Raw genomic sequence first — 23063 nt, 5'->3', positions numbered from 1 at the left:
CCCCTCGTTCAGAGATCGTTTTTTTAACCCACCCAAGGAGATCCTTCATGAAAGCAGCCAACCCTCTACGCCGCGCCATTGCGCTGGCAGCCCTTGCCTGGGTCGCCGTACCCGCGCAGGCCCAAAACACCTTCAAGATCGGTGAACTCAACAGCTACAAAGCCCAACCCGCTTTCCTGGAGCCCTACAAGAAGGGCATGGAGCTGGCCATTGAAGAGATCAATGCGGCAGGTGGTGTGATGGGCAAGAAGTTCGAGCTGATCACACGCGACGACAACGCCAACCCGGGTGATGCCGTGCGCGTGGCCGAAGAGCTGATCTCGCGTGAAAAGATCGATGTGCTGACAGGCACCTTCCTGTCCAACACCGGTTTGGCCGTGGCCGACTTTGCCAAGCAGAAAAAAGCTTTCTTCCTGGCTGGGGAACCGCTGACCGACAAGCTGACCTGGCAAGGCGGCAACGCCTACACTTTCCGTTTGCGCCCTGGCACCTACATGCAGGCAGCCATGCTGGTGCCTGAGGCGGTCAAGCTCAAGAAAAAGCGCTGGGCCGTGGTTTACCCCAACTATGAATATGGCCAGTCTGCCGCTGCCGCATTCAAGACCTTGCTCAAAGCCGCCCAGCCCGATGTGGAGTTTGTGGCCGAGCAGGCGCCACCGCTGGGCAGGCTCGACGCGGGCAGCGTGGTGCAGGCCCTGGCCGATGCCAAGCCCGATGCGATCTACAACGTGTTGTTTGGCGCCGATCTGTCCAAGTTTGTGCGTGAAGGCAACACCCGTGGCTTGTTCCAGGGCCGTGAAGTCGTCAGCATGCTGACCGGCGAGCCCGAGTACCTGGACCCGCTCAAGGACGAAACCCCGAACGGCTGGATCGTGACGGGCTACCCCTGGAACAACCACAACACCCGAGAGCACAACGCTTTCTTGCAGGCTTATCAAGCCAAGTTCAAGGACTACCCCCGCTTGGGCTCGGTGGTGGGTTACGCCATGATCAAGTCAGTGGCGGCCGGTGTGGCCAAGGCCCAGAGCGCCGATTCTGAAAAACTGCGCGTGGCCTTCCGTGGCCTGCAGGTGGACACACCGTTTGGCAAGATCACCTACCGCGCCGAAGACCACCAGTCGACCATGGGCGCTTTTGTGGGCCGCACCAAGAACGAAGGTGGCAAAGGCGTGATGGTGGATGCGCGTTATCTGGATGGTGCGCAGTACCAACCTTCAGCCGCCGAAGTCAAGAAGTCGCGCAACGCCGACTGATGGATTTGTTTCACGCTTGAGTGTGTGACATCCCCTGGGGACAAGCCCCATGGGGATGCCGCGCTGGGCCTTTCTTGAAATGATCGACTCATGAGCTTTTCCGGGTTTTTAGTTCAGCTCCTCAACGGACTGGCGGCTGCATCGTCCTTGTTTTTTGTGGCAGCAGGACTGTCGCTCATTTTTGGTGTGACGCGCATTGTGAATTTTGCGCACGGCTCGTTTTTCATGGCGGGCATCTACATCGCCTACAGCGTGGTGGAGCGCTTTGCCAGCAATATTGGTTTTTGGCCTTCGCTGGCCGTGGCTGCCTTGGCCGTGGGTGTGCTGGGGGCGGTCATCGAGATGCTGCTGTTGCGCCGCATTTACAAGGCCCCCGAGTTGTTCCAGTTGCTGGCCACATTTGCCCTGGTGCTGGTGCTCAAGGACGCGGTGCTGTGGCTGTGGGGCCCTGAAGAACTGTTGGGGCCACGCGCGCCGGGCCTGGCGGGTTCGGTGTCCATTTTAGGTCGGCAGTTCCCCATGTACGACCTGTTTTTGATCGTGGCGGGTCCGGTGGTGCTGGCGCTGCTGTGGCTGCTGCTCACCCGCACCCGTTTTGGCACCTTGGTGCGCGCGGCCACGCAAGACCGCGAAATGGTCAGCGCCCTGGGCGTGAACCAGGCCTGGTTGTTCACCACCGTGTTTGCGCTGGGTGCTTTGCTGGCCGGATTGGGCGGTGCCTTGCAGTTGCCCCGCGAGCCCGCCAACCTCGAGATGGACCTGCACATCATCGGTGCGGCCTTTGTCGTGGTGGTGGTGGGGGGCATGGGCTCGATCCCCGGCGCGTATCTCGCAGCTTTGCTGATTGCCGAGGTCAAGGCCGTGTGCATCTGGCTGGGTGTGGTGGATGTGTTCGGTGTGTCGGTGTCTTTTTCCAAGCTCACCCTGGTGGTGGACTTTTTGGTCATGGCGGTGGTGCTGGTGTGGCGGCCTTGGGGGCTGCTGGGCAAAGCCCAGGCACCCAGCCGCTACGTGGGCATGCGCGAAGAGCCTTTGCGTCCCGCCAGCAAGGCCTACTTGGTGGCCGCATCGGTGTTGGGTCTGGTGATGGTGGCCATGCCCATGCTCACGGCCAGTTCGCCTTACACCACGGTGCTCTTGATTGACCTGCTGATTGCAGCGCTGTTTGCGGCCAGCTTGCACTTCATCATGGGGCCTGCGGGCATGCATTCCTTCGGACATGCGGCTTACTTCGGCCTGGGCGCTTACGGCGCGGCGCTGCTGGTGCGCGCTTTAGGCTTGTCCATGGAGATGGCGCTGCTGGTCGCGCCGATGGTCGCGGCCTTGGGTGCTTTGATTTTTGGCTGGTTTGCTGTGCGCTTGTCGGGTGTTTACCTGGCCATGCTCACCTTGGCTTTTGCGCAGATCACTTGGGCCATCACCTTCCAGTGGGACAGCTTCACCGGTGGCAGCAATGGCTTGACGGGCGTGTGGCCTTCCGAGTTTTTCAGCGACAAACGCATGTATTACTGGCTCACTCTGGGCTTGGTGGCAGCGGGTGTGCTGTTGCTGCGCCGTGTTTTGTTTTCGCCTTTTGGTTATGCCTTGCGCGCAGGGCGTGACTCGGTGCTGCGGGCAGATGCGATTGGCATCGATGTCAAACGCATGCAATGGCTGGCCTTCATTTTGGCGGGCGGTGTGGCCGGGCTGGCGGGGGCGTTGTATGCCTTTTCCAAAGGCAGCATCTCGCCCGAATCCTTGAGTGTGGGCAAGTCGGTGGATGGCCTGGTCATGGTCTTGCTCGGGGGCATCCAAACCCTGGCGGGCCCCGTGGTCGGTGCGTTCAGCTTCACTTGGCTGCATGACGTGGTGGCGCGCAACACCGATTATTGGCGCGCCATGTTGGGTGCCATCATCCTGATTTTGGTGTTGTTGTTTCCTCAAGGTATTGCCGGATCGGTGCAAGGGCTGTGGGAGCGACTGCGGTCCAGCTCTTGGGCAAAGTCTTCGGCCACGTCTTCGACTGCAGGGAGGGACGCATCATGAGCGCACCACTTTTGCAAGTGAACAACCTGGGCAAGTCTTTTGGCGGCGTCAAGGCCGTAGACGGTGTCAGCTTTGATTTGTCCCCGGGCGAACTGCTGGCCCTGATCGGCCCGAATGGGGCAGGCAAGACCACCACCTTCAACATGGTCAACGGTCAGCTGAGAGCCGACCAGGGCTCCATCCAGTTCCAAGGCCAAGAGCTGGTGGGCCGAAAGCCCCGCGACATCTGGCGTCAGGGCGTGGGGCGGACCTTTCAGATTGCCGAAACCTTCGCCTCACTCACGGTGGTGGAAAACGTTCAAATGGCTTTGCTATCACACGATGACCTGTTGTTGTCCATGTGGCGGCGCGCTGCGAACCATCGCCGCGGTGACGCGCTGGCCCTGCTCGAGCAGGTGGGCATGAAGGCGCAGGCCGACCGACCTTGCAATGTGCTGGCCTATGGCGATATCAAGCGGGTGGAGTTGGCGGTGGCCATGGCCAACAGCCCCAAGCTCTTGTTGATGGACGAGCCTACCGCAGGCATGGCGCCCAAAGAGCGCAACGAACTCATGGCCCTGACCAAAGACCTGGTCATCCAGCGCGGCATGGCGGTGTTGTTCACCGAGCACAGCATGGACGTGGTATTTGCTTATGCCGACCGCATGATCGTGCTGGCTCGGGGCCGCTTGATTGCGCAAGGCAAACCCCTGGAAATTCGAGACCACCCCAAGGTGCAGGAAGTCTATTTCGGCACCGGCAAGACTTTTGAAAAGAGCAAGGCATGAGCACTTCAGACATTCTGCTCGACGCCAAAGGCCTGGCCGCCTGGTATGGTGCAGCGCAAATCCTGTACGACGTGGACCTGCAGGTGCGCCGTGGTGAAGTGGTTGCCCTCATGGGGCGCAACGGCGCAGGCAAGTCCACCACACTCAAGGCCTTGATCGGCATGCTCGGCCGCAGACGTGGCCAGATCACGTTCATGGGCCATGACCTGTCGCGCAGCGAACCGCACCATGCCGCCCGGCTGGGCATGGGCTTTGTGCCGGAAGACCGCCGGGTGTTCACCGACCTCACCGTGATGGAAAACCTGGAAGTCGGCCGTCAGCGCATACGCCAATGGCCCGATGGCACCACCGCCCCCCACTGGACGCCCGAACGCCTGTTTGAGCTGTTTCCCAACTTGGGTGAAATGCCCCAGCGCCCCGGCGGCAGCATGAGTGGCGGCGAGCAACAAATGCTCACCGTGGCCCGCACCCTCATGGGCAATCCGTTTTTGGTGCTGCTCGACGAGCCTTCTGAAGGTGTGGCACCGGTCATTGTGGAGCAGATGGTGCAGATGATCCTGGCGCTCAAGGCCCAGGGCGTGAGCATCTTGCTGTCCGAGCAAAACATGCACTTCGCCGAGCTCGTGTCAGACCGGGCCTATGTGCTTGAAAAAGGCCAAATCCGCTACCAAGCGAGCATGCAGGAATTGGCCGCCAACGAAGACGTCAGGCGCTCGTATCTGAGCGTTTGAACGGCCTGATCCCACCCTGCCCTCACCATGACCGAAGCCTTTATCCAAGTCAATCAGGTCCGGCATGTGTTGACCGAGACCACGCGCCGGGCCAACTTGCTGCATGTTTTGCGCAATGACCTGCAGCTCAACGGCCCCAAATACGGCTGTGGCCTGGGCGAATGCGGTTCTTGCACGGTGTGGGTGGACGGGTTGGCCGCAAGAGCCTGCGTGATCCCTGCACACGGGGTGGCAGGGCGCAGCATCACCACGCTGGAGGGCTTGCCCGCATTGCATGGGCAAGCGGGTGCCTTGCACCCGGTGCAGCAAGCCTTTATCGATGCCCAGGCTGCCCAGTGCGGTTATTGCCTCAATGGCATGGTCATGATGGCAGCGGCCTTGCTGGCCCGAAATCCGAACCCGAATGAGGCCGATGTGCGCAGAGAGTTGTCCGGCAATCTGTGCCGCTGCGGCACGCACCTTGAAATCATCCAGGCGGTGCTGTTGGCTGCCGAACGCATGGGCCAACCGACATGACACGCCGAGCCGAACTGCCAAAGCGGCGCGCTGATTTTCATGCGGCACAAGGCGTGTTGCTCATCACGCGTGAGCCGCCCCCTCCTGCGCCGCTCGTTAAAGGCCAGCCCATGGCGGTGCCAGGCAACCCGGCCGAGGGCGTCGAAATTTTATTGGCCGTATGGGACGACGGCAGCGTGACTGCGCTCAACGGCCATGTGGACCTGGGCACCGGTATTCGCACCGCGCTGTCGCAGCTGGTGGCCGATGAACTGGATGTGGCGCTGTCCGAGGTGCACACGGTGCTGGGCAGCACTGCGCTGGCCCCCAACCAGGGAGCCACCATTGCCAGTGCCACGCTGCAAATTCATGCTGTGCCTTTGCGAGCCGCTGCGGCGCAGGCCCGCGCCTGGTTGCTGGCTCAGGCCGCCGTCAAGCTGGGTGTTCCGGCCGATGACCTGCTAGCGCAAGACGGTGTGGTGTCCTCGCGTTCAGATCCGTCACGTCAGTGCCCCTATGGCCAGCTGCTGCAGGCGCAACACGTCGCGCTGACTTTGGCGCTGGCGACACCATTGAAGCCTGCCAGCGAGCACCGCCTGATCGGTCAGAGCGTGCAGCGGGTGGACATTCCGGCCAAGGTCAGGGGTGAGCAGGTGTTTGTGCACGACATGCGTGTGCCCGGCATGCTGCACGGGCGCGTGGTGCGGCCCCCGTATGCCGGGGCTGACCATGGCGACTTTATCGGCAACACGCTGGCGTCGGTGGACGAGTCTTCCATCGCGCACATTCCGGGTGTGCGTGCGGTGGTGGTGATCCGTGATTTTGTGGGGGTGGTCGCCGAGCGCGAAGAACAGGCTGAGCAAGCCATGCGCGAGTTGCACGTGCAATGGAAAGACTGGCCCGGACTGCCCGAACTCGGCAATTTAGAGCACGCCTTGCGCACCAACCCGTCCACCCAGCGCCGGCTGGTGGACGAGGGCGATGTGGACGCTGCACTGGCCCAGGCGTCACAGCGTTTGTCGCGCACTTATGTGTGGCCCTACCAACTGCATGGCTCGATTGGCCCGTCTTGTGCCGTGGCGCTTTGGCAGGATCAAACAACTGATGCAGCGTCTGCAAGCCAGCCTGGCCTCATCGTCTGGGCGGGCACGCAAAACCCGCATGTGCTGCGCGCGGACCTGGCCAGACTCATGGGCCTGGCCGACACCGCCATCGATGTGGTCCGCATGGAAGCGGCCGGTTGTTATGGGCGCAACGGTGCCGACGATGTGGCCGCCGATGCCGCCTTGTTGGCCCGCGCTGTGGGCGCGCCTGTACGGGTGCAACTCACGCGCGAACAAGAACATGCCTGGGAGCCCAAGGGCGCAGCCCAGCTGATGGATGTGCGCGGCGGGCTGAATGCCGATGGTTCGGTGGCGGCCTATGATTTTGAAACCAGTTACCCCTCCAACGGCGCGCCCACACTGGCGCTCTTGCTCACCCGCACGGTGGAGCCTCTGGCGCAAGCCTATGAAATGGGTGACCGCACCGCACGCCCACCCTACGACTACAGCAACTTGCGGGTGAGTGTGAACGACATGGCCCCGATTTTGCGGGCCTCTTGGTTGCGCGGTGTGTCGGCCTTGCCCAACTCCTTTGCCCACGAAAGCTACATCGACGAGCTGGCGGCGGCGGCGGGTGTGGACCCGGTTGAATTCCGCTTGCAGTACCTCAAAGACCCACGCGCTGCCGAGTTGCTGGCGACCACTGCCGAGCGCGCAGGCTGGCAACAGCGCACAGGGCCCCGGCAGCAAGCGGTGGCCGGCACAAACGGTGAGATGGTGCGGGGCCAGGGCGTGGCCTATGCGCGCTATGTGCACAGCAAATGGCCCGGCTTTGGTGCGGCTTGGGCGGCGTGGGTGGCCGATGTCGAGGTGAATCGGCGCACGGGCGAGGTGCATGTCAGCCGCGTGGTGGTGGGGCATGACGCGGGGATGATGATCAACCCCGCTGGCGTGGAGCACCAAATCCACGGCAATGTGTTGCAGACCACCAGCCGCGCATTGCATGAGCAAGTGCAGATCGATCCGCTCAAAAACACCGTGGCCACACAAGAGTGGGGCAGTTACCCGATTTTGAATTTCCGCAACGTGCCGGTGGTCGAAGTCGTCACCATGCCCCGTCAGCACGAAGCCCCCTTGGGTTCGGGTGAGTCGTCGTCCGTGCCCGGCACGGCGGCCATTGCCAATGCGATTTTTGACGCCACCGGCGTGCGCTTTCGGGAGCCGCCATTCACCCCCGAGCGTGTGCGTGCGGCCTTGCACGGCGACGCCCTCACCACTGAGCCGCCAACGCCCCAACCCCCACGCGCGCCCACGGTGATGCCGCAAGGCGTGCGCTGGCCCCAGCGTTGGCCTGTCTGGTCGCGTGCGGGTGCTGTTTTGGTGGGGGTTTTGGGCACCGCTTTTGCGCTGCTGGGCGGGCGTGCGGCCATTGCGCCGGTCGCCTACAGCCCTAGCAATTTGTACACCGCCGAAACCATCGAGCGGGGCCGCCAGTTGGCCGCCGCCGGGGACTGCGTGGTGTGTCACACCGCACCGGGCGGCGTGCCCAACGCCGGGGGCCGCGCCATGAGCACGCCTTTTGGCACCGTTTTCAGCACCAACCTCACGCCCGACCCCGAGCACGGCATCGGGCAATGGTCGTTCAGCGCTTTTCAACGCGCCATGCGCGAAGGCATCTCGCGTGATGGGCGGCATCTGTACCCGGCTTTCCCCTTCACCTCGTTTGCCAAAATGAGCGACGACGACCTGATGGCGCTGTATGGCTACTTGATGGCCCAACCTGCCGTGGCGTCGGCGCCGCCCACCACATCGCTGGCCTTTCCTTTCAACCAGCGGGCTTTCATGGCGACCTGGAATGGCCTGTTCCACGATGCAAAGCCTTGGGTGCCCACCCCGGACCGACCTGCCGAATGGAACCGCGGGGCTTATCTGGTCAGCGCTGTGGGCCACTGCGGTGCTTGCCACACGCCGCGCAACGCCTTGGGCGCAGAGCGCAGCGGCCAGGCATTTTTGAGCGGTGCCATGGTGGACGGCTGGGAAGCGCCAGCTCTGACGGCTTTGTCGCGAGCGCCTGTACCCTGGAGCGCCGAAGAGCTGTTCCGCTACCTGCGCCATGGCCACACCGAACACCATGGCATGGCCGCTGGCTCCATGGCCCCGGTGGTGCAGCAACTGGCCCAAGTGCCCGACAGCGACATCCGTGCCATGGCCACCTACCTGGCCAGCTTCAACCCGCCCGAGACCGACAGCGCCACCTTGGCCCGCCAGGTGGTGCAACAAGCGGCCGAGCAGCGCACCCGGCTGGTGGGCAGCGCCGGTCAGCGTCTGTTTGATGGCGCTTGCAGCGCCTGCCACCACGAAGGCGACGGCCCCAAGCTGCTGGGTGTGAACCGGCCTTTGGCGCTGAACACCAACCTGCACAGCGAACGGCCTGACAACCTGCTGCGCGTGATTCTGGATGGCGTGCAAGAGGTGCCGGGGCCACAAGTGGGGTTCATGCCGGGTTTCCGCCATGCGCTCAATGACCAACAAATCGCCGATCTGGCGCGTTACATGCGCCAGCGCTATGCCCCGGACCAACCCGCCTGGACAGGGCTTGATCAAGCCGTGACGCGGGTGCGCAGCGCCACCAGCGGGCACTGACCCGCCACGCTGGGGCTCCTTGGGATGCCGGGCATGAAAAGGCCACGCCCATTGTCCCGAACTTGACCGTTTGCCCTTCGGGGCGCGCCGCACAATCGCCGAATGCAAGACATTCGATCCCCCCTTCAAGCGCAAGTGGTGCAGTGGCTGGTGGCTGCCGGTGATGCCGTGGCCGCAGGCGATGTGCTGGTGATTCTGGAAGCCATGAAAATGGAGCACGAGATAAGGGCGCCCCATGCCGGGTGCTTGGCCGAGCTGTACTTCCAGGCGGGTGAGACGGTGGGGGATGGCGATGTGCTGGGGACATTGGCACCGTTGTCTGAGGCTGTGGCCAGCGCTGTGCCTGATCAGCCCCAGCATGTTGAGCCGCTGGTGGGACCTGCCGAACGGGCCGATCTGAAAAAGTTGCAAGACCGCCTGGCCTTCACGCAAGACGCACAGCGCCCCGAAGCCGTGGCCAAGCGGCATGCCTTGGGACTGCGCACCGCACGCGAGAACATCGCCGAACTGTGTGACCCTGACTCATTCGTGGAGTACGGCGCTCTGGCCGTGGCCGCGCAAAGTCGCCGCCGCAGTGCCGACGACCTGATGCGCAACACGCCCGCCGACGGCATGGTGACCGGCATCGGGAGCATCCACGGCCAGCGCGTCGTGGTCATGGCTTACGACTTCACCGTGCTGGCGGGCACGCAAGGCATGCGCAACCACCAAAAGACCGACCGCCTATTGGGTGTGGCTTTGCAAAACAAGCTGCCCGTGGTGCTGTTCGCCGAGGGCGGCGGGGGTCGGCCCGGTGATGTCGATGTCGCCATCGTGGCGGGCTTGAACCTGGCCACCTTCGCCTCGTTTGCCCGGCTCAACGGTCGTGTGCCGGTGGTGGGCGTAGTGGCGGGGCGCTGCTTTGCGGGCAATGCGGCTTTGCTGGGCTGCTGCGACGTGATCATCGCCACGACAGGCAGCAACATCGGCATGGGCGGCCCGGCGATGGTCGAAGGCGGCGGCCTGGGCGTCTTCAAGCCCGAGCAGATTGGCCCGAGCGATGTGCAGCATGGCAACGGCGTGATCGACATCCTGGTGGACAACGAAGCGCAGGCGGTGGCGGCGGCGCGGCATTACCTGTCGTGCTTTCAAGGCGCGCAATCCGAATGGCAAGCCCCGCCTGCCGAGGCCCTGCGCCATGTGGTGCCTGAAAACCGCCTGCGCGTGTACGACACCCGAGCTGCGATGCAGGGCATTGCCGACGAGGGCAGCCTCTTGCCTTTGCGCACCGGGTTCGGCGTGGGCATTCACACGGCGCTGGCGTTCATCGCAGGGCGCCCGGTGGGCCTGCTGGCCAACAACCCGCTGTACCTGGGCGGCGCGATCGACGCCGATGCCGCCGACAAAGCCGCGCGTTTCATGCAGCTGTGCAATGCGCATGGTCTGCCCATCGTGAGTCTGGTCGACACGCCCGGCTTCATGGTCGGGCCGGACACCGAAGCCACGGCGCAGGTGCGCCATGTCTCGCGCATGTTTGTGGCGGCTGCGCACCTGCGCGTGCCGCTGCTCAGCGTGGTGCTGCGCAAGGGCTATGGCCTGGGCGCGATGGCCATGACCGGCGGGGGCTTTCATCAAACCCTGAGCACCGTGGCCTGGCCCACCGGCGAGTTTGGCGGCATGGGCCTCGAAGGCGCGGTGCGCTTGGGTTACCGCAAAGAACTCGAAGCCCTGCCCGAAGGCCCCGAGCGCGAAGCGTTGTTTGAGCAGCTGCTGGCCCAGCAATACGACAACGGCAGTGCCATCAACATGGCGGCCACGCTGGAGATCGACGCGGTGATCGACCCGGCGGACACACGGCAATGGCTGATAGCGGGTTTAGATTCGGGGGTGATCGCCACCGAAGCTGGGGTGAGGGCCATTGACACTTGGTGAACCAGCGCCATGCAAAGGTGCCCGGCAGCTCACCGGGCGCATCCACCGTTGAGCGTTTATTTGCTCGGTTGGCTCAGGCGCTGCAGCTCTTGCTCAGGGATTTCCTCAAAGACGCGCACCACCTTGGACACACCGCTCATGCCGCGCACGATGTCCGTGGCCCGCTTGGCTTCACGGGGCGTGACACGGCCCATCAGGTACACCGTGCCGCGCTCCGTCACCACCTTAAAGGCATTGACCTGCAAATCCTTGGCGTCCACAAAGGCCGCCTTGATCCGGCCGGTGATGACCAAGTCTTTGGAGCGCTGGGTCAGTGAACTGATGGGCATCACAGCCAAGTCATTGACGACCGCAGTGACGTTTTCCTGGCTCTGTGCCAGTTTTTCGGCACGCTCTTTGTCAGCGGCGGTGCGCACCTCACCACTGAGCAGCACCTGGCGGTTGAAGCTGGTCACGTTCAGGTGAATGCGATCGCCCATTTCCCTGCGCACAGCGCTGGCCACCTTGATCTCGATGCTCTCGTCCTCGACCAAGGTGCCCGTGGTACGGCGGTCAGTGGCCACCACACCGGTCATGACAGCGCCACCCACGATCAAAGGCGCGCAAGCGCTCAGGCTGGCCAAAGAGGCCAGCAGCACCGCTCCATAGACCACCGTTTGAAGTTGACGTTTCATTTAATAAGACTCCTGTTCACCCAACAACTGGGTGTCAATGCCATCACACAAACAGTGCAGCACCAACTGCTGCACCTCGCGAATTCGGGCCACACGCTCGTGGGGCACGCACACATGCACATCGGTCTCGCGCAGTTGGCGGGCCAAGGCGCCGCCCTGGTGACCGGTGAGTGCCACCACGCTCATTTCACGCTCGTGCGCGGCCTGCACCGCTTGCACCATGGCGTTTTCAGCCCCATGGGCGCTGATGAGAAAGAGCACATCCCCGGTGTGGCCCAAGGCACGCACCTGATGGGCCAAAGCCTCATCCTCGGGCCATAAAGTGACCATCTGGGCATCGGCCGACAAGGCCATGGCCGACAGGCCCGGTCTTTCTCGCTCGAAGCCGCCCACCAGCAGTCCCGCCAAATATTGCGCCAGACCCGCCGATGCACCCAGCCCAGCCGTCAGCACCTTGCCACCACCGGTCACGCAAGCCAAAACGGCCTGAACAGCCGCATCAACAGGCTTGGCCAAGCCATCGGCCACCTGGTAGTGCAGATCCGCACTGTCGATGAAATGCTGTTGAATGCGCAGGTCTAACATAGGTCGGCATGATAACCCCGTCAGCCCAGTGCAGTGGCTATTGAGCCCGAGTGTGTGTGCCTAATCACTTAAGCACTCGGCCGGGGCCACATTAACTGGCGTCAAAAGCCGCCTGCAGCCACTGCGGCCCCTTGCCCTCCAGCGTCACCACATCAAAGCGCGCGGGTGGCAACTGACGCCAGCTCAGCAGGTAATGCCGTGCCGCAAACACAATGCGCCGCTGTTTGACGGGGCCGATGGTGGCGGCCGCACCGCCAAAGTCGCTTCGGCTGCGTTTTCGCACCTCGACAAACACCACCGTGCCGTCCGGACTTTGCATGATCAGGTCTATTTCGCCCCCGCCTCGGCCCGGGGTCCGATAATTGCGCTGCAGCAGCCGCAAGCCGCGTGCTTGCAAAAAGGCCAGCGCCTCGTCCTCACCCGCATCGCCCCGGGCTTTGGTAGAGGGCTGACCCACTTTGTCTTTTTTGAGGAATTGCATTGACTCCGTCTCCCTTGTCTGCCTCGTTTGCCCACGCCTTGGCTGCTGCGCACGAAGCCGCTGGTGCACAAAACCACCCAGCCAGCACACTGTATGTCGTGGCCACCCCGATTGGCAACCTGGCCGACATCAGCCTGCGGGCTTTGCATGTGCTGGCCCGGGTGGACGTGGTGGCCTGCGAAGACACCCGCCACACCCAGCAGTTACTGCGCGCCTATGGGCTGGACCGCCCGGGCAGCCAATTGCTGGCGGTGCACCAGCACAACGAAGCCGAAGCCGCCCACAACGTGCTCGAGCGCTTGGGACAAGGCCAGCGCGTGGCCTATGTGAGCGATGCGGGCACCCCCGCCATCAGCGACCCGGGGGCTCGGCTGGTGGCCGCCGTGCGCCAAGCCGGGTTTCGGGTCATGCCCTTGCCCGGTGCCAGCAGCGTGACCACTGCCCTGAGCGCATCGGGCATGACCGGTGACAGTGGCTTTGTGTTTGCCGGGTTTTTGTCCAGCAAAGCCACAGAACGCCAATTGGCCGTGCAACAGCTGGCCCAAGAAAGCCGCGCCGTGGTGCTGCTGGAGGCACCCCACCGCATCGAAGCCCTGGCCCAGGCGCTGGCGGTGCTGGGCCCGCGCCGCGTCACGCTGGGGCGCGAGCTGACCAAGCAATTCGAGCAAATCGAAACCCTGCCTGCACAAGATTTGAGCGCTTGGCTGGCCGAAAAGCCCGAGCGCTTGCGGGGTGAGTTTGTACTGGTGCTGCATGACGCGCCGGTGGGCGAGACCGCAGGCGAAGGCTTGCGTGTCTTGCAGTTGCTGTTGCCCGAATTGCCCCTCAAAACAGCGGTCAAACTGGCGGCCGAGATCTCGGGTGAATCCAAAAACACCTTGTACGACCTGGCCTTGGCCCTGAAAAAACCCAGCTGATGGCGCACCCAGTCGCGCCACCAAGGCACAATCTGCCCCCATGAATTTCACCCGAATCCTCACCCTCACCGCCATTGCCGCCCTGACCGTGGGGGCTTGGCATGCCTTTGGATGGCCGGGCATGGCCTTGGCCGTGGGCGGCATTGTCATGTGGGTGCTGCTGCACTTCACGCGCCTGCTCACCATCCTCAAAAAAGCCGCCGACCGCCCGATCGGCCATGTGGCCAGTGCGGTGATGCTCAATGCCAAGCTGAAAAAAGGGGCCACCTTGATGCATGTGATCGCCATGACCCGCGCCCTGGGCGAGCTGCAAACCGACAAAGACGCCCAACCCGAGGTGTACCGCTGGACCGATACCGGCCAGTCGAGCGTGAGCTGCACTTTTGTGGGCGGCAAGCTGACCGAATGGACACTGCAGCGGCCCGAGCAGGTCAGCCCTTAAAATCTCCCTTTTGCACTGTTTAATGCCCCTTCTTCAAAGGACACTTTCATGAGCGTTGTCATTCCCTCCATGTCAGACCGTGACGGCAAAATCTGGATGGACGGCCAGATGGTCGATTGGCGCGATGCCAAGATCCATGTGCTGAGCCACACCTTGCACTATGGCTGCGGCGCTTTTGAGGGCGTGCGCGCCTACAAAACCGAGCAAGGCACGGCCATCTTCCGCCTGCAAGATCACACCGAGCGCCTGTTTAACAGCGCCAAAATTTTGCGCATGAACATCCCCTTCACGCAAGATCAGCTCAATGAAGCCCAGCGCGCCGTGGTGCGCGAGAACAACTTGGAGTCGGGCTACATCCGGCCTCTCACCTGGATTGGCGACAAAAAGCTGGGCGTCAGCCCCAAAGGCAACACCATCCACCTGATGGTCGCCGCCTGGACCTGGGGCGCTTACTTGGGTGAAGAAGGCCTCAAGCGCGGCATCCGCGTCAAGACCAGCAGCTACACCCGCCACCACGTCAACATCACCATGACGCAGGCCAAGGCGGTCAGCAATTACACCAACAGCATTTTGGCCAACATGGAAGTGACCGACGAAGGCTACGACGAAGCCCTGCTGCTCGACACTTCGGGCTTTGTGTCTGAAGGCGCGGGCGAAAACATTTTCGTGGTCAAAAACGGTGTGATTTACACCCCCGACCTGTCGGCTGGCGCCCTGAACGGCATCACCCGCAACACGGTCTTCCACATCGCCAAAGACTTGGGGTTAGAGATCGTGCAAAAGCGCATCACGCGTGACGAGGTGTACATCTCTGACGAAGCGTTCTTCACGGGCACCGCCGCCGAGGTGACCCCGATTCGCGAACTCGACCGCATCGAGCTGGGCAAGGGCGATTACGTGGGCAGCCGAGGCCCGATCACCGAGAAAATCCAAAGTGCCTTCTTTGACATCGTCAACGGCCGCAACCCCAAGTACGCCCATTGGCTGACCCAGGTTTGAACCATGAGCAACGCGACTGTTGAACTGCTGACCGCCGACCTGAACCCCCAGGGCGGTGTGTTTTGCCCCAGCCCCAAGGCCGACATGAAGATTTGGAACAGCCACCCCAAGGTGTATCTGGATGTGGCCAAGACCGGCCAGGCCAAGTGCCCTTATTGCGGCACCCTCTACCAATTGAAAGCAGGCGAAGTGGTGGGTCACCAGCACTGAAACCCAAGCACGGCCATCCCTGCGGTGGCTGGGCACGCGCACGGCGAACCCTCAGGTGTTCGCCGTTTTGCTTTGGGGCAAATCCACCTCAAAGCAGGCACCGCCACCAGGGCGGTCTGCGCACCGGACCCGCCCGCCATGGCGCTCGGCAATTGACTTGACGAGCGAGAGCCCCAAGCCCACACCGCCCACGCGCTCACTGGCCCCAGGCAAACGGAAAAACGGCTCAAAGATCCGTTCTCGGTAGTCAGGGGGCACACCCGGGCCATGGTCACACACCCGGATGCGGACCGTCTGGCCTTGCGGAGTCAAGCTCAGGGCAATGCCCTGGCCTTGCGCGGTGTCGCGGCCGCTGGCGCCGTACCGCCCTGCGTTTTCCAGCAGGTTGCGCACCAAACGGCGCAGCAGCTTGGCCACCCCCAGCACCTCCAGCTGCGACTGGCCTGGCGGCACTTCCAGCTCGGCCCCCACACGCGCACACTCTTCAGCACACAGGCCCACCAGGTCCACCGCCTCCAAGGTGCCGATGTCGGCTTCTTTGGCATGGAGGCGACTGGCCAGCAAAATTTCGTCGATCAGCTGGTCCAGCTCGGCCATGTTGCGCAAGATTTCGGCGCGGCTGCGGGCATGTGCGTCCAAGTCGGCCGCGGGGCCGTTCAGCAGCTCCAGCCCCATGCGGATGCGTGCCAGTGGCGAGCGCAGCTCGTGCGAGGCGTTGGCCAGCAAGGATTTTTGCGAGGCCATCAGGCCTTCGATGCGCGCGGCCGCCGCGTTGAAGCGTTCGGACAAATCGGCCACTTCGTCGTCGCCTTGCACCGGCACGCGCGCCGACAAGTCGCCCTCCCCCCAGCGCTGCACGCCGCGCTGCAGGCCTTCAAGCCGCTGCGTGAGCCTGCGCACCACCGGGTACAGGCCCAGCGCCACGGCCAAGCCGATCAGGCCCAGCATCCAGAAAAACCCCGTGGGCTTGGCCCACCAGGGCATGTTTCTGCGCAAGTGGGGCGGAAAGTGGGGCGGAAAGTGCCCTGGCGCGCCCGGCCCCATGCCAAGCAGGCCAGGCATGCCCGGCCTGCCTTCTGAAGCGGAGGGGCGGTGGCGCTCACCGGCACGTTCGCCGCTGCGCTGAACTTGCAGCGCCAGGGTCTGGCCATCGGGCAAGGGCACATCAAACACCAAAGGTGCGAAAGGCCCAGCCCGGGTGGTGCTGGCCAACACGTCGCCCTGGGCGTTGAGCACCACCCATTCACGCGGGGCGGGCGGCGCGGCGTGGTGCTCGACCGTGGCCCGCCAAGCCCAACCCACCACCAGCATGAGCAGGGTCACGATGCCCACAACCGCCAGCCAAATGCGCAGGTACAGGTGACGTGACCAGTGGCGTGACAGGCTTCGAATGGGCATGTTGGGGGTCTTTGGTCAGTCTTGCTGACGTGCAAACACATAGCCCACACCGCGCACGGTGAGGATGCGTTGTGGCGCTTTGGGGTCGGCCTCGATGGCGGCGCGGATGCGGCCCATGTGCACATCAATCGATCGGTCAAAGGCTTCGAGTTCGCGGCCCCGCACGGCTTCCATGATCTGGTCGCGCGTGAGCACACGACCAGCACGTTCGGCCAAGGCCACCAGCAGGTCGTACTGGTACGAAGTCAGCTCACATTCCTGCCCCTTGACTCTGACGCGGCGGGCATCGCGGTCAATCTCCAGCGAGCCAAATTGCATGAGCTGTGGAGGCGTGTCGTTCACGTTATTTTTGCGCCGCAAAATGGCCTTGATGCGGGCCAGCAACTCACGCGGCTCAAAGGGCTTGGGCAAATAGTCGTCTGCCCCCATCTCCAGACCAATGATGCGGTCCATCGGGTCGCCCTTGGCCGTGAGCATGAGCACCGGCACTTGGGCCATGCTGCCTGGCAGGGCACGGATGCGTTGGCACACCTGCAGGCCGTCCATGTCGGGCAGCATCAGGTCGAGGATGACCAGGTCCACGCCCGCGCTTTGCAATCGGGCCAGACCACTTTGCGCATTGGGCGCAAGGCTGACGACAAAACCGTTTTGCCCCAGGTAGTCCACCACCATGCCCGCCAGGCGCAGATCGTCTTCGATCATCAAAAGTTGTTGCATGGGGTGATCATCCTCCAAGCCGAAGTGCCCAGGGTTTCGGTTTTGTAAAGCTGGGTAAATCTTGGGCCCAGCCAAACCAGCCCCTCATGGCCTCAAGCCTTGCGCGCATGCACCTTTGACGCCAGCGCCACCAGCACGAGCACCGGCAGGCCCAACCAGGCCGTGGCCGTGAAGAAGCTGGCGTAGCCGTGGGCGTCCACAAATTCCCCCGAAAAACCGGCAATGAACTTGGGCAGCAGCAGCATCATCGAGCTGAGCAAGGCGTATTGCGTGGCCGAATAACTGATGTTGGTGAGCGAGGACAAATAGGCGATGAACGCGGCAGAGGCAATGCCGCTGGCCAGGTTGTCGGCCGAGATGACCCACACCAGCGCCTGCACGTCGTGGCCCACGCCGCTGAGCCAGACAAACAGCAAATTGGTGAGCGCACTCAAGGCCGCACCCAGCATGAGCACGCGCATGACGCCCAGCCGCGCCGACAGCACACCGCCCACAAACGCCCCCACCAAAGTCATGATGACACCGTACAGCTTGGTCACGCTGGCCACTTCGCTTTTTGTGAAACCCATGTCCACATAAAACGGGTTGGCCATGATGCCCATGACCACATCGCTGATGCGGTAGACCGCGATCAGCGCCAAGAGCAAAACCGCCTGCCAGCGGTAACGCAGCCAAAAATCGGCAAAAGGCTCGACCACCGCGCCCTTGAGCCACTCGGCCACGTTGCGCGCAGGCGCAAAGGGGGCAGGCACCGGCTCGGGCGAGGCCAGCACCACCCACATGCCCGGCAGCATGCTCAGCGCCATGACCAGGTAAGCCGCTTGCCAAGCCGACTGCGCATAGCCGGGCGTTTGCTCGCCTTGGGCCAAAGCCGCGATCCACAGCACACCGGCCCCAGCCCAGATCATGGCCAAGCGGTAACCCGTCTGGTAACTGGCGGCCAAAGCGGCTTGGGCATTCACCTCGGCCGATTCAATGCGGTAGGCGTCCAGGGCAATGTCTTGCGTGGCCGAAGCGATGGCCACCGCCAAGGCGCAGGCCACCAAGGGGCCGAGCAACTGAGACGGGTCATTGAGCGCCATGCCGACCAGCCCCAAAGCGATGACCAGCTGCGACACCAGCAGCCAGCTGCGCCTGCGGCCCAGTTGGCGGGTGAGCCAGGGAATGGGCATGCGGTCCACCAGCGGAGCCCACATCCATTTCACGCCATAGGCCAGCCCCACCCAGCTGAGGTAACCAATGGTGCTGCGGTCAATGCCAGCCTCACGCAACCGGAAACTGAGCGTGCCCAGCACCAGCAGCAGCGGCAGGCCCGCCGCAAAGCCCAGCGCCAGCATGCGCAGGCTGGCGGGCTGAAGGTACAGGCGCAGCGCCTCGCGCCAGGTGCGCACGGTGGCGGGCGTGGAGGGGTTGTGTGGGGCAGCAGTTTCAAACATGGGCAGATTATCGGCTGCTGCACAGCATGGCGAAAAGCACCTTGGCCTGTGGCAAACCCGAAGCATTCGTTATGATTTCCAAACCATGTGCATAATTTGCGACCTCAAAACCCCCACAGCGGATGCCGCCCCACCATCGGACTCACCCCGCTGGCAGGCCCGACGCGCCTTCCTGCTGGCCGCTGGCGCCACAGCAGCTGCGGGCACCACAGGCGCCTTGGCCCAAGTAGATGTGGGCTCAGCGTCTGGCCTGCGCAAATTGGTTCCCGCCGAGACCCTAGAAGCCTCTGCACGCCAGCAGTACACACAAGTGCTGTCCGAAGCCCGCGCCAAGGGTGCACTGGCCCCTGACGATCACCCGCAATTGATGCGCCTGAGGGCCATTGCCAACAAACTGATCCCGCACAGCTCCCAGTGGAATGCTCGCTCCCGCGAATGGCGCTGGCAAGTCAACTTGATTGGCAGCAAACAAATCAACGCCTGGTGCATGCCCGGTGGCAAGATCGCTTTTTACACCGGCATTCTGGACCAACTGAAACTGACTGACGACGAAGTGGCCATGATCATGGGGCATGAGATGGCACACGCCCTGCGCGAACACGCCCGTGAGCGCTTGGCCAAAACCCAGGCCACTGGCATAGGCTTATCCATTGTTTCGCAATTGCTGGGGCTGGGCTCTTTGGGCGATGCGGCGGCCAACTTGGGCACACAACTGCTGACTTTGAAGTACAGCCGCGACGACGAAACCGAATCCGATTTGGTGGGCTTGGAGATCGCCGCGCGCGGCGGCTACCGGCCCGAGGCCAGCGTGACTTTGTGGCAAAAGATGCAAGCGGCCAGTAGCAATGGTGGCCCGTCTTTCCTGTCCACACACCCCAGCGGCAGCAACCGCATTCAGGAACTTGAAGCCAACTTGCCCAAGGTGCAGCGCCTTTACGAACAAGCCCGTCGGGGCTGAAGATCCCTTTGAGAGGTCATACCCGACTTGATCGGGTGTCCATGGCTTCAGCGGTCTCGCACATACGGATTGCTCTGACGCTCGCGCCCAAAGGTGCTCTCAGGCCCGTGCCCGGGAATGAATACCGTGTCATGGCCCATGGGCCACAAGCGCTCGGTGATGCTGGCGATCAGATCGTCGTGGTTGCCTTGCGGAAAATCGGTGCGGCCAATGCTGCCGGCAAACAGCACATCGCCCACAAAAGCGCGCTTGATGTCGGGTGAATAAAAAACCACATGACCGGGTGTGTGGCCCGGGCAGTGGCGCACCTGCAAAGTGTGCGCCCCCAGCGTGACGGTGTCGCCATCGGCCAGCCAGCGCGTGGGCTTGAACACCCGCGCGGGCGGAAAACCATAAGCCGCAGCGGCCTGCGGCAAGCCGTCGATCCAGAACTGGTCTGCGGGATGCGGCCCGATGATCGGCAAGCCCCCGAGTTGTTCGGCCAGGTCGGCCGTGCCCGAGGCGTGGTCCAAATGGCCATGGGTGATCCAGATTTGCTCCAGCTTGACGCCATGGCGGCGCACCGCGTCCAAAATCAAATCCAGATCGCCCCCCGGATCAACGACCGCCGCCTGGCAAGTCTGGTCGTCCCACACGAGTGAGCAGTTTTGCTGAAAAGGCGTGACGGGAATGGTTTGGTATTGCAGCATGCATCTGATTATCCCAAAAGCCAAGGTGCAAGGCACCCCACTCAACTAGGCCTGATGTACATTGCTTACCAGCCAGCGCCTTTTGGTCTTTTGCATGCGCGCTGCACCGATTGCTTTTTTGCAAACCAGCTCACCCGGCTACCTGACCCGTCAGGAAAACATCGCGGTTGCGGGCGTGGATGACCTGCTCATCCGTTCCTTGCTCGACAAACACCAGTTCCATGACCCTTTGGACGAGGCCCTTAACTTGGGCATTTCCTCGGCCACTTGGCCCTTGTTTGGTTTGCTGTGGCCCTCGGGCATGCGCTTGGCTGAGCGCATGGCGCACCGCCCCGTCACGGGTGAGCGCATTTTGGAGATCGGTTGCGGTTTGGGCCTGGCCAGTTTGGTGGCGCACCGCCGGGGCGCGCAGGTCACGGCCAGCGATTGCCACCCGCTGGCGCGTGCTTTTCTGGACGAAAACTCCCGCCTCAATGGCTTGTCACCCATGCCCTACCGCCACGGGTTGTGGGGCACAGCCGCCGCCCGCGATGACGGCCAGCCTGTTCTCACGCAGGCGCAGGATGCGCCGCTGTCAGGTCTGTTCGACCTGATTGTGGGCAGCGACATCCTGTACGAACGCGACGATGCGGGCACACTGGCCCAGTTCATCAATGAACACGCCGCCCTCAGTTCAGAGATTTGGGTGATTGACCCCAACCGGGGCAACCGCGCCGCCTTTCACAAACACATGGCGCTGCTGGGTTTTGCGATGCACGAGCAAGTGCTGGACCAGGCCGCACACCAAGGTGTGGAGGCTTACAAAGGGCGCATGCTGACGTACAAGCGCCATTGCGATGGATGACGGATCAAGTCATAAACTCATGTCGTAGCCAATCGTGATTGGGGCGTGGTCCGAAAACTTTTCGCCTTTGTAAATGTGCTCGGTACGGGCCTTCTCAGCCACAGCGGGTGTGGCCAGGTGGTAGTCCAGACGCCAGCCCACGTTGTTGGCATAGGCTTGGCCGCGATTGCTCCACCAGGTGTAGCAATCGTCGGTGGTGTGCGGCTGCAGACGGCGGTACACGTCCACCAGGCCGCCGTCGGTGGTCAGTTGCGTCATCCAGGCGCGCTCTTCGGGCAGAAAGCCGCTGTTTTTCTGGTTGCTGCGCCAATTTTTCAGGTCGGCCTGCTGGTGCGCGATGTTCACGTCGCTGCAGACGATGAACTCGCGCTCGCCCTTGAGGGCCATCAAGTGCGGGTACATCACACTCAGGAAGCGAAATTTGGCCTCCTGACGCTCAGGGCCCGATGAGCCGCTGGGAAAGTAGCAGCTGATGATGGACATCTTGCGCCTGGGCGTGTCAAAGCGCAGCTCCACATAACGCCCTTCTGCGTCGAATTCGCCGCCGTCAAAGCCGGCCACCACATCGCTGGGTTCGTGGCGGGTGTAGACGGCCACGCCCGAGTAGCCTTTTTTCTGGGCGAAGTGGAAATAGCCCTTGAGGTCCGCCAAGGCCTCGAACTTGCCCGCCACATCGGGGGCCTGGGCTTTGACCTCTTGCACGCCAATACAATCGGGTTTTTCTTGCGCCAGCCAGGCTTCAACGCCCTTGGTCGTGGCCGAGCGGATGCCGTTGAGGTTGAAGCTGGTGAGTTTGAACAAGGATTTCCCCATGTTGACAGGACAGGCAAGCAGCGCCGAGATGCAGGCACTCGCTCAGGAATTTGTGCAGTTTGCGGTCGATTCGGGCGTCTTGCGCTTTGGGCAATTCAAGACCAAGGCCGGGCGCATGAGCCCTTACTTCTTCAACGCCGGTCTGTTTGACGACGGTGCCAAGCTGAGCCGACTGGCGCAATTTTATGCACAAGCCCTGCTGGCCAGCGGTGTCGAGTTCGACATGATCTTCGGCCCGGCCTACAAAGGCATCCCATTGGGCGCGGCGGTGGCCATCGAACTGGCCCGTTTGGGCAAAAACGTGCCCTTTGCCTACAACCGCAAAGAAGCCAAAGACCACGGCGAAGGCGGCTCCTTGGTGGGGGCACCGCTCAAAGGCCGTGTGCTGATCGTGGACGACGTGATGAGTGCTGGAACGGCCGCGCGCGAGTCGATTGCCTTGATTCAGGCCGCCGGAGCCACGCCGCACGCGATCGCCATTGCGCTGGACCGTCAGGAGATGGCTACCGAAAAACAAACCGATGGCTCGGTCAGGGATGTGCCGCACAGTGCGGTTCAATATGTCCGCGGCACCTTGGGCATGCAGGTGTGCACCATCGCGCAGTTGTCTGACCTGCTGGATTTTCTGGCTTGCCAAAGCCAGCCTGATTTGCAGGCGCACCTGGGGCCTGTGCAGGCCTACCGGGACCGTTACGGCGTCTGAGCTGGTCTTTTTTGACTTGAACGTGTCGCCTTGCATTCGCTGGGATTGGAGCGGGCTTGACAGGTTCGCGCCAATCCCAAACGTCGCGAAACAATGCGACTGAATTGGCCCTGAAGCTTTGTCAAAGAATGGGAAACCCGTAGCGGACAGCGCAGCATACCGCTGGACTCGCTCATGGATTGCCAAACAGTTTCGCGACATGCTGTGGGTTCTCAATACAAATCCTCAAGCATGCCCAATGTCACGGTCGTGATCGAATCGCCAGCTTTTTTTGGAACTCAAAGCGGAATGCGCTTGGTGACACTGGCCGATGGGTGTGGATTTCTTTG

22 protein-coding genes are annotated in these 23063 nt (G+C 62.7%); 14 read left to right on the top strand and 8 right to left on the bottom strand.

Annotated elements, in window-relative coordinates; translation table 11 throughout:
* Window positions 1-47: 47 nt before the first annotated feature.
* The 7 genes from ACIQ47_RS02385 (at window position 48) to ACIQ47_RS02355 (ending at window position 10868) form a co-directional block, all read left to right on the top strand.
* Window positions 48-1253, top strand: a complete 1206-nt coding sequence (locus ACIQ47_RS02385) for an ABC transporter substrate-binding protein (protein ID WP_396436663.1) — start codon at window positions 48-50, stop codon at window positions 1251-1253.
* A gap of 90 nt (window positions 1254-1343) precedes the next feature.
* On the top strand, window positions 1344-3278 hold the full coding sequence (locus ACIQ47_RS02380) for an ABC transporter permease (protein ID WP_396436662.1): 1935 nt from the start codon (window positions 1344-1346) through the stop codon (window positions 3276-3278).
* The gene (locus tag ACIQ47_RS02375; RefSeq protein ID WP_396436661.1) at window positions 3275-4045 is read left to right on the top strand and encodes an ABC transporter ATP-binding protein; all 771 of its coding nucleotides are present in this window, start codon (window positions 3275-3277) and stop codon (window positions 4043-4045) included. Before ACIQ47_RS02380 ends, ACIQ47_RS02375 begins: the two co-directional genes overlap by 4 nt.
* A complete protein-coding gene (locus ACIQ47_RS02370) occupies window positions 4042-4776 on the top strand; it encodes an ABC transporter ATP-binding protein (protein ID WP_396436660.1) in 735 nt (244 codons plus the stop codon). Before ACIQ47_RS02375 ends, ACIQ47_RS02370 begins: the two co-directional genes overlap by 4 nt.
* A gap of 27 nt (window positions 4777-4803) precedes the next feature.
* Window positions 4804-5292, top strand: coding sequence for a (2Fe-2S)-binding protein (locus ACIQ47_RS02365; RefSeq protein WP_396436659.1), 489 nt, complete (start codon window positions 4804-4806; stop codon window positions 5290-5292).
* Window positions 5289-8957 carry a molybdopterin cofactor-binding domain-containing protein gene (locus ACIQ47_RS02360; protein ID WP_396436658.1) on the top strand — a complete coding sequence of 1223 codons (3669 nt, stop codon included), beginning with the start codon at window positions 5289-5291 and terminating at the stop codon, window positions 8955-8957. Before ACIQ47_RS02365 ends, ACIQ47_RS02360 begins: the two co-directional genes overlap by 4 nt.
* A gap of 111 nt (window positions 8958-9068) precedes the next feature.
* Window positions 9069-10868, top strand: a complete 1800-nt coding sequence (locus ACIQ47_RS02355; protein ID WP_396436682.1) for a carboxyl transferase domain-containing protein — start codon at window positions 9069-9071, stop codon at window positions 10866-10868.
* A gap of 56 nt (window positions 10869-10924) precedes the next feature.
* Here ACIQ47_RS02355 and ACIQ47_RS02350 read toward each other — a convergent pair whose 3' ends face one another.
* The 3 genes from ACIQ47_RS02350 to ACIQ47_RS02340 all read right to left on the bottom strand — a co-directional run bounded on the left by ACIQ47_RS02350 (window position 10925) and on the right by ACIQ47_RS02340 (window position 12608).
* On the bottom strand, window positions 10925-11542 hold the full coding sequence (locus ACIQ47_RS02350; protein WP_396436657.1) for a BON domain-containing protein: 618 nt from the start codon (window positions 11540-11542) through the stop codon (window positions 10925-10927).
* Window positions 11543-12127: an SIS domain-containing protein gene (locus ACIQ47_RS02345; RefSeq protein ID WP_396436656.1), complete on the bottom strand. Its 585-nt coding sequence runs from the start codon at window positions 12125-12127 to the stop codon at window positions 11543-11545.
* 91 nt (window positions 12128-12218) lie between these two features.
* Entirely contained in the window at window positions 12219-12608 is a 390-nt protein-coding gene (locus tag ACIQ47_RS02340; protein ID WP_396436655.1) for a YraN family protein, read from the bottom strand.
* A 14-nt stretch (window positions 12609-12622) separates the two neighbouring features.
* On the opposite strand from ACIQ47_RS02340, the gene rsmI reads away from it, so the two are divergent.
* From rsmI to ACIQ47_RS02320, 4 genes are read left to right on the top strand one after another with little or no spacing between them, the layout of a single operon-like run.
* On the top strand, window positions 12623-13525 hold the full coding sequence (gene rsmI, locus ACIQ47_RS02335) for a 16S rRNA (cytidine(1402)-2'-O)-methyltransferase (protein WP_396436681.1): 903 nt from the start codon (window positions 12623-12625) through the stop codon (window positions 13523-13525).
* A gap of 40 nt (window positions 13526-13565) precedes the next feature.
* Window positions 13566-13967, top strand: a complete 402-nt coding sequence (locus ACIQ47_RS02330) for a glycerate kinase (RefSeq protein ID WP_396436654.1) — start codon at window positions 13566-13568, stop codon at window positions 13965-13967.
* Window positions 13968-14015: 48 nt separating this feature from the next.
* The gene (locus tag ACIQ47_RS02325) at window positions 14016-14966 is read left to right on the top strand and encodes a branched-chain amino acid transaminase (RefSeq protein WP_396436653.1); all 951 of its coding nucleotides are present in this window, start codon (window positions 14016-14018) and stop codon (window positions 14964-14966) included.
* Window positions 14967-14969: 3 nt separating this feature from the next.
* Entirely contained in the window at window positions 14970-15176 is a 207-nt protein-coding gene (locus ACIQ47_RS02320) for a zinc-finger domain-containing protein (protein ID WP_396436652.1), read from the top strand.
* Window positions 15177-15227: 51 nt separating this feature from the next.
* On the opposite strand, the gene ACIQ47_RS02315 is transcribed toward ACIQ47_RS02320, so the two are convergent.
* The 3 genes from ACIQ47_RS02315 to ACIQ47_RS02305 form a co-directional block, all read right to left on the bottom strand.
* Window positions 15228-16574 carry an ATP-binding protein gene (locus ACIQ47_RS02315; protein ID WP_396436651.1) on the bottom strand — a complete coding sequence of 449 codons (1347 nt, stop codon included), beginning with the start codon at window positions 16572-16574 and terminating at the stop codon, window positions 15228-15230.
* Window positions 16575-16589: 15 nt separating this feature from the next.
* Window positions 16590-17291, bottom strand: coding sequence for a response regulator (locus tag ACIQ47_RS02310; RefSeq protein WP_396436650.1), 702 nt, complete (start codon window positions 17289-17291; stop codon window positions 16590-16592).
* A gap of 92 nt (window positions 17292-17383) precedes the next feature.
* On the bottom strand, window positions 17384-18727 hold the full coding sequence (locus tag ACIQ47_RS02305) for an AmpG family muropeptide MFS transporter (protein WP_396436649.1): 1344 nt from the start codon (window positions 18725-18727) through the stop codon (window positions 17384-17386).
* An 85-nt stretch (window positions 18728-18812) separates the two neighbouring features.
* On the opposite strand from ACIQ47_RS02305, the gene ACIQ47_RS02300 reads away from it, so the two are divergent.
* Complete coding sequence (locus tag ACIQ47_RS02300) at window positions 18813-19685, top strand: M48 family metallopeptidase (protein WP_396436648.1); 873 nt, start codon at window positions 18813-18815, stop codon at window positions 19683-19685.
* 47 nt (window positions 19686-19732) lie between these two features.
* Here ACIQ47_RS02300 and ACIQ47_RS02295 read toward each other — a convergent pair whose 3' ends face one another.
* Window positions 19733-20374, bottom strand: a complete 642-nt coding sequence (locus ACIQ47_RS02295) for an MBL fold metallo-hydrolase (protein WP_396436647.1) — start codon at window positions 20372-20374, stop codon at window positions 19733-19735.
* Between the two features lie 94 nt (window positions 20375-20468).
* Here ACIQ47_RS02295 and ACIQ47_RS02290 point away from each other — a divergent pair, with 94 nt between their 5' ends.
* On the top strand, window positions 20469-21218 hold the full coding sequence (locus ACIQ47_RS02290; RefSeq protein ID WP_396436646.1) for a class I SAM-dependent methyltransferase: 750 nt from the start codon (window positions 20469-20471) through the stop codon (window positions 21216-21218).
* A gap of 9 nt (window positions 21219-21227) precedes the next feature.
* Here ACIQ47_RS02290 and ACIQ47_RS02285 read toward each other — a convergent pair whose 3' ends face one another.
* Window positions 21228-22031 (bottom strand): exodeoxyribonuclease III, encoded by an 804-nt coding sequence (locus ACIQ47_RS02285; protein ID WP_396436645.1) that lies wholly within the window; start codon window positions 22029-22031, stop codon window positions 21228-21230.
* Between ACIQ47_RS02285 and pyrE the strand changes: the two genes are divergently transcribed.
* On the top strand, window positions 22030-22734 hold the full coding sequence (gene pyrE, locus ACIQ47_RS02280) for an orotate phosphoribosyltransferase (protein ID WP_396436644.1): 705 nt from the start codon (window positions 22030-22032) through the stop codon (window positions 22732-22734). The genes ACIQ47_RS02285 and pyrE overlap by 2 nt on opposite strands.
* The last annotated feature ends 329 nt before the right edge of the window (window positions 22735-23063 follow it).

Source organism: Limnohabitans sp. (assembly GCF_044373035.1).
GTDB lineage: Bacteria > Pseudomonadota > Gammaproteobacteria > Burkholderiales > Burkholderiaceae_C > Limnohabitans_A.
Note: the sequence above shows the minus strand (reverse complement) of the source record. Positions and strands in the feature narration are given on the sequence as shown.